Raw genomic sequence first — 273 nt, forward strand, 5'->3', positions numbered from 1 at the left:
GCCGTACATGGCCAGGCCCTTGGCATCCAGTTCGTTGAAGTGTTCCCAGTTGGCCCAGTGTGGCACCAGGTTGGAGTTGGCGATCAGCACGCGCGGTGCGTTGCTGTGGGTCTTGAACACACCGACCGGCTTGCCCGACTGCACCAGCAGGGTTTCGTCGTCTTCCAGGCGGGTCAGGGTTTCGACGATCTTGTCGTAGCAGGCCCAGTTGCGCGCAGCGCGGCCGATACCGCCATATACCACCAGCTCTTTCGGGTTTTCCGCGACCTGTGG

The 273-nt window shown here is 62.3% G+C and carries 1 pseudogene; it reads right to left on the minus strand.

Annotated features, from left to right (window positions below):
* Positions 1 to 273, minus strand: a pseudogene (locus SB719_RS20065) (urocanate hydratase); the annotation flags it as partial.

This window comes from Pantoea sp. SIMBA_079, from assembly GCF_046940275.1.
Classification (GTDB): Bacteria; Pseudomonadota; Gammaproteobacteria; order Enterobacterales; family Enterobacteriaceae; genus Pantoea; species Pantoea borealis.